The organism is Bradyrhizobium sp. 31Argb, assembly GCF_043638955.1.
In the GTDB taxonomy this organism is placed as follows: Bacteria; Pseudomonadota; Alphaproteobacteria; order Rhizobiales; family Xanthobacteraceae; genus Bradyrhizobium.
In genome coordinates this window covers 19,068-29,283 of record NZ_JBEGDB010000084.1, presented here as the reverse complement: position 1 = coordinate 29,283, position 10,216 = coordinate 19,068, and the positions used below count along the sequence as shown (strand labels likewise).

Sequence of the window (10,216 nt, the reverse complement as noted above, 5' to 3'; positions counted from 1 at the left end):
GACACCGATCCGATTCGGTGTCGCCGCCCCAATCCTGACGGTCAGTTCTCCGGTAACATTCTTGATGAGGCAATGCGCTGGCCGCATGATTGATGAGACGCTCGATCAGCTTGTCGGCATCGTCCCAATCGCCGAACCAGAGAAACACGTAGATCGACCATATCAGGCCAATGCCGATCGTGAGCGGCTGCTGTGTGCGCTCGGCCTCGCTGACCGCATATCTCGCCGCCTCGATGGCGCGATCGGGGCGCCCAATCAGCCAGAGGCTCCGTGCAAGAGCGACCAGCGCAATGATCCGGTCATCATATCCCAGACGCTGCATGTGGATGTGCAGGCGAGACGGATCATGGGTCGTGGCGCTCTCGCACTGCAAGACGGCGTCGTTCTGATTCCCGATCAGGTGGTTGGCGACCCCGAGCATCCATTCCGCGGTACGGATGGCGGCGGCATCGTTCAGTGTTCTGGCGACCACCACGCCGCGCTCGCCCATCACCAGCGCGCCACGATAATCGCCGATCCGGGTGAGATAGATGTGAAGCTCCCGCAGCAGCCAGAGCTGCCAGTGCAGGTCGTTATGGGACTCTGCCAGTTCCAGGCTGCGGGTGAAGGCCGTATGGACTTCCTCGGTGTTGCCTTGCGTGAACATCAAGGAGACGCCAAGCGCGGCCTGAAGCTCCATCTCCTGGCGCGGGTCGGCAATTTGCGGATCAAACCCCGCCAGCGCCTGTCGCGCCCAGCGATGGCATTCCGTCAGCAGCGAAAGCTGGAGGAAGAATTGGGCGGCCGCCGCGGCAAGCCCGATCCCGATCGCGCGGTCGCCCTGGTCGGAGAAGCTCCAATCGAGGGCGGCGCGGACATTGTCGAGATGATCGGCATAGGGAGTGAAGCTGTCGCCGGTCGAGAATGCTGCTGTTCTCGCCGCGATGCCCGCAAGGAGATCGCGGAAATAGATCGCGTGACTACGCGATATCCTTGCGGCTTCGCCGCTTTCCGCAAGCTTTTCCGCCGCGAAGGCGCGCGTCGTGTCGAGCAGCCGATAGCGCACCGGCTGAGCCGTCGACGGCAGCGAGATCAGCGACTTTGCCACCAGGTTTGCGATCGCCTCGACCGCCTCGGCTTCGTCGGTCCCATCGTCGGACGCCACCGCAAGGGCGGCTTCCAGCGTAAAGGTGCCGGCAAACACTGACAGCCTGCGCAGCGTAACGCTTTCGGCAGGCGTCAATAGCTCGTAGCTCCAGCCCAGCCCAGCGCCGCGCTCAGCGTCTGATGCCTGGGCACCGCGGTGCGCCGGCCCTGCCACAACAGCGAGAAGCGACTGTTGAGCAGCGTGGCGATGCCCTGAATTCCGTAGGCGTTGACGCGACCGGCGGCGAGCTCGATCGCCAGCGCAATGCCATCGAGCTTGCGGCAGATTTCCGCCACCACCGGCGCTTCGGCATCGCCGAGCTCGAACCCGCCGAGGCTCGCGGCGATGCGTTCGACAAACAATTGCGCCGCGGGATAGGCCAGCACGTCGGGAGCCGTGATGGTGGCGCGCTCCGGCGGGCAATCCAGCGGAAACAGCCGATGCACCTGCTCGCCTTCGGCGCGCAGCGATTCGCGGCTGGTTGCCAGGATGGAAACCTCCGGCGCCTCGCGGATGATGCTTTCCGCGAGCATCGCCAGGCTTTCCAAGAGATGCTCGCAACTGTCGAAGATCAACAGCATGCGTTTCTCGCGCAGAAACGCCAGCATGCTCGGCAGCGGATTGTCGGAGGAGACCGAAAGCCCCAATGCCGATGCCAGCGCGCTTGGCACCAGGCGCTTGTCCCGCAGCGAGCCGAAATCGACGAACCTGACCATGCCGGCAAAAGCGCCAAGCTGACGGTGCCCCACCGCCAGGGCGACGGTGGTCTTGCCGATGCCGCCCGGTCCGACCACCGTGACCAGGCGGTGGCGTGCGAGCTCGGCTGCAATCTTCTCGATCGTTTCAGTGCGCCCGATCATCCTGGCAATTTGCGCCGGAAGGGGAGGGCTACCGGCCGGCGTTGCGGCAGGCTCGGTCTCCGTACGCACGATCGGCGCGGTGAAGCAATAGCCGCGGCCGGGAACGTTCACGACATATCTCGCGCCAGACGCGCTGTCGCCGAGCACCTTGCGCAGCGCGCTGACGTGGAAGCGGAGGCTGCCTTCGTCGACGTTCACATCGGCCCACACCCGCGACACCAATTCCCGTTTGCCGACGACCTCGCCGGCGCGTTCGGCAAGGAAGATCAGGATGTCGAGCGCGCGGCCTCCGATATGTACGGGATTGCCGTCCTTTTCGAGCAGTCGCGCTTTCGGCAGCAGTCGGAATGGTCCGAATGCCAGTGCAGATTCATCGCTATTGTCGCTCTGCACGCGCTACCTGCCTGCTGCGAGAGCCGCCTTTGGCCCAACTATGATTTGTGCCCGGATTAGGGTGCCGGTTTGGACGGGGTTTCCTATCACGGGAGCGGCTTGCGGCGAACGAGCCATGATCCACGCCGGGTTCCCAAAAGCGTGATGACTTTTCTTGCTCCAGGCTATCGCTATCGTCTCTCGCCAGAGCCAGCAACCCGTTCGAAAGGCAAGCCGCGAAAGCCGCGGCAAGCGGATGATGTATGGAGAGGAAAGGGGGGCCGTCCCGGGGATGGGGCGGGGGGATAGGACGGCCGTGGGCTCGTTGCCTTGGGAGGGGCGCTGCGAGCCCATGGCGCAAGCTGGTGGTCTTGAATGCTTACGCGACAGACCATGCCGGATCGGATGGCTCGCGTCTTTCGGATCTGCACCTTCATTTCGAGTTCGCAGGATCGCGGTTGCCGGATGGACGCAAATCAATCGGCATTCTGACGAATGCGTTCAGAGCCTTACCCCCGAACGGCCAGTCTTGCGTCCGTCGACGTATCAGGATGTTGCGAGCTCAGCTCATCCAATAGCGCCCTTGCCGCCCTGAGCGCGGGGCTGTTGAACCCCTCGGTAAAGCGGGCATAGGTCGGCGCGAGGAGCTGGCGTGCCTCGGCGGCGCGATCCTGCCCGAGCCAAAGTCTCGCGAGGCAGGTCGCGGCAACCAGCTCCATGGCGAGCGCCGATTGGCGCCGGGCCAGGTCGATCGACTCCTTGAGGCAGCGCTCTGCCTGCTCCAGATCAGGGCTCCTCGCGGAGAGCAGCACGTCCGCCTTTGCGCGCAGGAGCTCGGGCATGCAGAACATATCCTTGTTGTGCCCGACACGGGCGATTGCCAGATCGATCGTATCCAGCGCCTCCTTTTCCTGCCCGATGGTGGCGAGCGCTTGCGCCAGCGCGATGCGGAAATCCGCGAGCGAGCCGTATCGATGGCTGTGCATGACTTCGAGCGCGCCCCGCAGCAGCGCAATCCCGGTCTCGACCTGGCCTTGCGCCACCAGGACAACGCCTTTTGTCCCGTAGCCAATCGTCTGGTACGGCCCCAGCGCGTGCTTGCTCGCCTCCAGGATAAGTCTGTCGGCGTATTCTTCGTAATTCTCCGTCTCCGAGTTCCAGACAAAGATCGAGAATGCCCAAAGCAGCGCCATGCAGAGCTTGGCAGGATGACCGATACGCATCGTGTCGGCGATGGCTCGCCGCGCCGTGTCGACCGCCTGATCGGGATATCCCTGAAGCCACAGGATCCGAGCCAGGGTGATCCGTGCGCGACTGAAGTAGTCGTAGTTCAGGGGATCATCGACATCAGGTTCCGATCCCGGCAACTGCAACAACGCAGATTCCACATAGGACCGGGCCAGCCGCGCGTCTCCAGCAAGATGGCAGGAGACACCGAGCGCAATCCGCATATGGGCAAGTTTAATGCGGTCGCCGTGATCGGACGCGACGGCTTCGCCTCGTTTGGCGAGCGCCAGGGCTTCCGTGAAATTTCCCGCCCTCATCTGGAACACGTGAACCCGCTCGATCAGGCGAAGCTGGCTGGGTACGTCGCCGATTTCTTCGGCTATTCGAAGCGCTCGCGTCAGAAAGGCGTGAACGTCGTCGGTGGTCCCCTTTGTGAGCAACAAAGCCAGGCCCAGGGCGGAGTGAAGGTCGAGGTCGTATTTCGGGCTGTGATTTGCCGCTTCAAGCTGTGCGATCGCGCGCTTGGCCCAGAGCTGGCACTCGGCGAACAGGGACAATTTGAGGAAAAAAGGCATGGCCGCCGCAGCCAGCGCGACGCCCGTTGCGCAGTCGCCGCGTTCGGAGAAGCACCAGGTCAGCGCCGCGCGTATGTTTCCGAACTGGTCGGCGATCGCCGCAAAGCGGTTCGATTCCGATGAGGCGGTCGAGCCGTTGCCGATCTCTTGCAGCAGATGCAGGAAATAGCGGGCATGCCGCCGCGCCGTCGCATCGGCATCCGTGCTGTCGGCAAGCCGTTCCAGGGCATAGGCCCGTGCCGTATCGAGCAGCCTGTAGCGCGTCGACGTGCCGCTTGGCCCTGCCGCAAGCATGGATTTTGCAACAAGGCTCGCAACGGCCGTGATCACCTGTCCATCGTCAGCGTCCTCTGCGCCCGCGACCGAGCGGGCGGCTTCCAGGGTGAAGGTGCCGGCAAACACGGCCACCCGCCGCAGCACCATACGCTCCGGCTCCGACAGCAGCTTGTAGCTCCAGTCGAGCGTCGCGCGCAGGGTCTGATGCCGTGGCAGCACGGCGTGCTGTCCCTCGCCCAGGAGCTTGAACGCGTCGTTCAAGAGCGCGACCGTGTCCTTGATAGTGGAGGCGCTGGCGCGGCTGGCGGCGAGCTCGATCGCCAGTGCAATGCCATCCAGCCTGCGGCAGATCTCGCCGACCAGGCGCGCGTCCGCGTCGTTCAGTTCGACGAAACGGCCGCCACTCGCAGCCGCGCGCTCCACGAATAGCTGGACTGCGGAAAAGGCGAGTGCCTGCGCGGCCGTCAGGCCTGCGTCATCAGGCGGGCTCAAGAGCGGCTGCAGACGGTGAACATGCTCGCCCTCGACCCGCAGCGACTCCCGGCTGGTGGCCAGGATATGGAGCTGCGGCGCCTCCGCATAGAGACGTTCGGCCAGCGCGGCCGATGTCTCGATCACATGCTCGCAACAATCCAGTATCAGCAGCATCCGCTTGTCGCGAAGCAGGTTCACCAGACTGTCGGAGGGATCACCGGCCTGGCCGAGGAGGCCGAGCGCCGAGGCGACGACATTTGGAACGAGTGCGGGGTCATGGAGTGTCCCAAAGTCGAGGAAGCGGACCGCGCCGGCGAACTCTTCGAGCAATTCATGGCCGACGGAGACCGCCACCGTGGTCTTGCCGACGCCGCCGGGGCCGACGACGGTGACGAAACGCTCGCTCCTCAGTTTGGCCGATATGTCGCGAACGGTCTGGTCGCGTCCCACCATTCGCATCGGCCGCGCCGGCAGATTGTGGGGCGGTTCGGAGACCGGTCCGATCGAGGACTGTTCCTGATCGTTCGGATGCGAAAGCCGTCCGACGAAACAGTAGCCTTGCCCCGAAACCGTGGTCAGGTATCTCGCGCCCGCCTCGCCGTCGCCAAGCGCTTTCCGAAGGCCCGCGATCTGAACCCTGAGGCTGCCTTCATCGACGATGATGTCGGGCCATACCTTGGCCAACAGGTCATTCTTGCTGACCACCGTGCCCGCACGCTCGACCAGAGCGATCAGAAGATCAAGCGCCCGGCCGCCGAGCTGAATCGGACTGCCGTCCTTCTCCAGCGTTCTTTGCCCAGCATGCAGCCGAAACGGACCGAAGCAAACGGTCCCCGGCGCGGCCGAACCCCGACCGGCCTCGCGGACGGCACGTTGCGTGCGGTCGCCCATGTTCGGGACCTCAATCAAGCAAGTGGCCGACGCTCTCCGTCCTTCACTGCATCAGCTTGATGCGTACCGGAGCAGCAGGTCGCGGTGCCCGTCCGAACTCCAAATGACCTGAGATCGTCGAGGGACCAATTACGGGCATCATATTGCTTTCCGGACGCCTAGCAACCTTAGCCAAAGGTGTTACACGATAACCGAAGGTGTCACCCGACAGCTCTGCGTCCGACAGGTCGAAATAGGAATAATATCGCTCCGCGCGGCAAAAGCGGCGATGCGCGGCGCACGCTGCCACGGCGGTGATGCCGATTTTCAATCGAATGATTGCAAATGACTATGGGGCGGCCGGTGTCGCAATTTGCGACACCGCCTCAGGTGCTTTCACAGCGAAGCGTGACCGCCCGCAGCAATGAGATGATCCGCGCGCCGCACTTCAGCCCGTGGCCGGCGGAAGGGAATCTTTGTCCGGACGCTCTGGTCGATCGGCGAGGGCGATGCGCTTCGGCTGGCGGTACGCCAGCGCGCCGGCGTTTCCCCGGTGATGCGCTTGAAGACGGTCGAGAAATGCGCCTGGGTGCAGAAGCCTACCGCCAATGCGACCTCGGCGAGGGGCGTCTGGCCGTCGGACAGGATCGACTTCGCGCGGTCGACGCGCCGATGCAGCAGATATTCGCGCGGACGGAAACCTGTCGCTGCCCGGAATTGGGCCGCAAAATGCATGCGGGAGAGGCCGGCGGCCTTGGCCAGATCGGCAAGGCTGACGCTGCGATGGTAGTTTGCGTTGACATACTCCTCGACACGCCTGAGCCGCCATTTCGGCAGCGCGTTGACCTTGCTTCGCGGCGTCTCGAGCCTGGCGATATGCATGGCCAGCGTTTGACCAATGCAGCGGGTGAAAGCCGGGTCCCTGGCATTGCCGCGCTCGATCAGCGCCCTGCCGAGCTGCTCGGCAAAGGAGTCCCGCAGCAGGATCAGGTCGCCCAGATCTTCGCCGGTCGAGCAGGACTCCGCCGCGGCGCGGTGCCCGCGAAGATAGTCGGCGGAGACATGGAAGTGCAGGAAGTCGTAGGGGGCGTGAAACTGCGCACCGAGCTGGGTCGAAGGCGCCGTGACATGCAGGGTGCCCGCCGGCATGACCCCATCGAAGATGATCTGCCGTCCCCGTGTCAGGGTGAGGCGCGTGCTCTTCAGGGCGATCGCCACCACATATCGACCGGGCGGCGTTGCCGCCTCCTCGTATCGGGAACCGTCTTGCGAACCCGCCCAGCGCGAAATTGCGATCTCCCCGATCGCAGCCGCATCATCCGGTTTCAGGTCGCGCCACCTGTGCTCCTGGCGGAGCCCTTCGGTGTCAGGATGAACGTGGTGCGTTTCCGAGCCGATCGGGAGGCTGACGTGAGGGTGACCCAGCCTCTCGTTGAAAGCCTGCGTAAGCATCGCTCATCCTTTCTAGTTTCAGTCGGCCTGCTTCATCGCCTGCGACCGAGGAACTTTGCGAATGCAACAGTTGCGATGCTGAAGAGCATAGGCCCTTCGCGCTATGATGCTCGTTATAGATGCTTAGCGGGTGTTAGATATTGCAAAGGGCCGCAGTGCGGTCGCCCGCGCGTCGAGACGAATTTGCTTTAGTTCTGAAAGAGTTGGTCGAGAATAAAACTGTGAGGGATGTCGTTAGTATGCCCCTGCGTATACCTTCGTATAGCTTTCGGGTTATCCGCCTCAACGCATGAGCCGCCAGAAAGTTTGCTTCTCTTCTGAAGAAAAAATATCCGACCACATTGTAGGGATTGTCGGGCCTCTCCTGCGATGACGCCGCGTCAAGTCACATCGACAGCAGCGTGGTCGTCGTCATCTGTGTCTTGCGCATCCAGGCGATCGGCAAGGTGGATTGAAGCGAGCTGGAAATGCGGGATGTGACCTGATCCTGCAACTTTATAAGATCGGCCGCGCTTCCGTCGAAGCGATCCGCCCACAACTGCTCGCCGCTTTCGGCGTCGACCAGGCGCGCATTGACGCGAAGCTGGTCGGCGGAGCGAAGCACCGAACCGAGCAGCAGGTAGCGAACATTCAGCTCCTGACCAATCCGTTTGGGATCGATCCTCTGGTTTCTGTCTGTCAGTGCCGAGCCGCCGGTGATGACGACAAGAGCGGGGATGTTGACCGACAAGTCGGTCGTCAGGTTCTCGACGACCGCATCGCCGAAATAATTCTGCGCCGGATCGCCACTGAGATTTTCGAAAGGCAGGACGGCAATGGAGAGGCGCGGCGCCGGCATCACCACCTCTCTGCGGCTGATCTAGTCATTGAGAGCCTTGTAGGTCGTCCAATAGCCGGTCAGGCCACCCAATACCGTCCCCACCGCAGCGAGCCCGGCTATTCCCGTGACGATGCGCCTTGTGCGCTGATGCCAACGCGGCGCAAAGCGCCATCCACGCGCGATAGCTTGCGGTCGCTCCGACAAGATGCCCGGGCTGCCGGCCGTTATCGTCTCGCTGTCAAATGCTCGCCCATCGTTGAGCATGGCGATAGTCCGATCTTGAACGAATTTCCGTGCGGCGGCTGCGTTGAAGCCGCGCCATACTTACGCGAAGGATACGCCAGCCGATAAGGCTTCGCCAGAATGCGCAAGAACTTTTCGTTCGATCCGGAATGTCGGTCGTACTTTTTCGATATGCGCTTGCCGTCGATCCTCGACGCATCAATCTTGATGCGCCCACGTTGCGTGCATTTCCGAAAGAGATCGGCCGCTTTCGGAAGATCGCTTCACGAGGCGTAGTTAGAAATCACGGAATCGGCAGAGCTCCCGGAGGGGGCGGTTCACCTCGCCGCCCCGACGTCTTCCGGCGGCTCCACGTAGTAGCCCGAATAAGTATCCACGAAGCAGAGATGGTCGTGGACCGCCTTAACGCCGGCGGTGTTCTCGGCGAGCACGATGGCCGCCTTGCGCGTGCTGTCGTCGAAGATGACGCCATGGAGGTGAACGACGCCGTTGCGCGCGGTGACCTGGAAGCCGGCGGGCCGCCAGTCCGTGTCCTGGATCTGACGCAGGATACGATCGCGGATATGCTGGTCGTCAGCGGTCGGGTCGGGGATTTCCTTGGCGAGGCTCGCGACTGCTTGAAGGATGTTGGCGCGCGTGATGATGCCGACGAGCATCTTGCCGCTCATCACCGGCAGGCGCTTCACGCCCTTCTTTTCCATGATGCGCACGAGCTCGTCCAACGGGGTCTGCTCGTCCACCGTGATCGGATCGGGCGTCATGACGTCCTCGACGTGACGCCCGCGTTCATGCACGAAATCGATCGCCGCGCGGCCGGGCCCGGCGAAGAACTGCAGCCAGCCCGGGCGCCGGCGCCCGGTGCCGATCTCGCCGCGGCGAAGGAAGTCGCCCGTCGGAGACGATGCCCTTGAGCATACCATCTTCGCCCATCACCGGCAGGCCGCTCAGGTGACAGCGCAGCATGATGTTGGCGGCATCCATGATGGATGCATGAGGGCTGATGGTGATGACGTCCCTGGTCATGATCTGGTGGGCGCGCATGCGTGTGTCTCTCCGGAAAACGCGTCAAAACAAGAATCTAGTGCGACATCAGCGTCGGCACGGTCATGGAGCGCAGCATGTCGCGCGTGACGCCGCCCAGCACGGTTTCCTTGAGGCGCGAATGCCCGTAGCCGCCCATCACCAGGAGATCGAGCGACTCGTCGGCCGCCAGCGACAGGATGCCCGGCTGGATCTCGGCATCATCCATCCTGAGCGAGGTCAGATGGACCGGGACGCCGACATGCGCGAGGTATCGCGCGAGATGGGTCGGCGACGCCTCGCTCGGCACGTTGTCGTCTTCGTTGACGGTGATGACCGTCAGCGCCTCGGCCGCCTTCAGGAACGGCATGGCGTCGTGCAGGGCGCGTGCCGCAACGCGGCTGCCATCCCAGCAGATGCCGATCCGCTTGGCCGTGAACGCGCCCTTGAACGTGTAGGGCATGAACAGCACCGGACCGCCGGCTTCGAACAGGGTTTCCTGGGCGAGGTTGTTGTCGAAGGTATCGCGATCGACCTCGGGCTGCGACACGATCGTCAGGTCGTGCAGCCTCGCGGCCGCGCCGACGATCTCGACCGCCTCGCCCGGAAGCGCGCTGAGGGCGCGACAGCGGTAGGTGATGCCTGCATTCTTTGCCTGCGCCTCGAACATGCGCAACGCGCCGTCAGCACGCTCGAACGCGCGCTGTCGCTCGATCTCGTAGATGGAGCCGACCGCGGCGCCGCCTTCCGCCGTCATCGGTATGCTGCTTACCTCGTAGCCTATCGCCAGCGCCTCGAGCTCGGCCTTGCATGCGGCCGCGAGCGATATCGAGCCATCGGCGACCGGACGCGCCGACAATTCCGTGGGCACCAGCACCAGAATGTTCCTGTACATGGATCT

5 protein-coding genes and 2 pseudogenes are annotated in these 10,216 nt (G+C 63.4%); all 7 read right to left on the bottom strand.

The features are described 5' to 3' along the window. Window positions 1-79: 79 nt before the first annotated feature. Window positions 80-2,379: pseudogene (locus AAFX91_RS18195) on the bottom strand (ATP-binding protein); the annotation flags it as partial. Window positions 2,380-2,867: 488 nt separating this feature from the next. After that, on the bottom strand, window positions 2,868-5,801 hold the full coding sequence (locus AAFX91_RS18190) for an ATP-binding protein (protein ID WP_394567320.1): 2,934 nt from the start codon (window positions 5,799-5,801) through the stop codon (window positions 2,868-2,870). A gap of 43 nt (window positions 5,802-5,844) precedes the next feature. Then, on the bottom strand, window positions 5,845-6,111 hold the full coding sequence (locus AAFX91_RS18185) for a hypothetical protein (protein ID WP_130579080.1): 267 nt from the start codon (window positions 6,109-6,111) through the stop codon (window positions 5,845-5,847). Window positions 6,112-6,176: 65 nt separating this feature from the next. Continuing rightward, entirely contained in the window at window positions 6,177-7,232 is a 1,056-nt protein-coding gene (locus tag AAFX91_RS18180; protein WP_130579082.1) for an AraC family transcriptional regulator, read from the bottom strand. Window positions 7,233-7,617: 385 nt separating this feature from the next. Further along, window positions 7,618-8,070: a FlgO family outer membrane protein gene (locus AAFX91_RS18175; protein ID WP_394567319.1), complete on the bottom strand. Its 453-nt coding sequence runs from the start codon at window positions 8,068-8,070 to the stop codon at window positions 7,618-7,620. A 542-nt stretch (window positions 8,071-8,612) separates the two neighbouring features. Continuing rightward, window positions 8,613-9,336, bottom strand: a pseudogene (locus AAFX91_RS18170) (CBS domain-containing protein). Window positions 9,337-9,373: 37 nt separating this feature from the next. Beyond that, the gene (locus tag AAFX91_RS18165; protein WP_394567318.1) at window positions 9,374-10,210 is read right to left on the bottom strand and encodes a universal stress protein; all 837 of its coding nucleotides are present in this window, start codon (window positions 10,208-10,210) and stop codon (window positions 9,374-9,376) included. Between the last annotated feature and the right edge of the window lie 6 nt (window positions 10,211-10,216).

Excerpts from the sequence above, each read along its gene's own strand:
- AAFX91_RS18190 (WP_394567320.1), bottom strand. The coding sequence starts at position 5,801 with ATGGGCGACCGCACGCAACGTGCCGTCCGCGAGGCCGGTCGGGGTTCG.
- AAFX91_RS18180 (WP_130579082.1), bottom strand. The coding sequence starts at position 7,232 with ATGCTTACGCAGGCTTTCAACGAGAGGCTGGGTCACCCTCACGTCAGC.
- AAFX91_RS18175 (WP_394567319.1), bottom strand. The coding sequence starts at position 8,070 with ATGCCGGCGCCGCGCCTCTCCATTGCCGTCCTGCCTTTCGAAAATCTC.
- AAFX91_RS18165 (WP_394567318.1), bottom strand. The coding sequence starts at position 10,210 with ATGTACAGGAACATTCTGGTGCTGGTGCCCACGGAATTGTCGGCGCGT.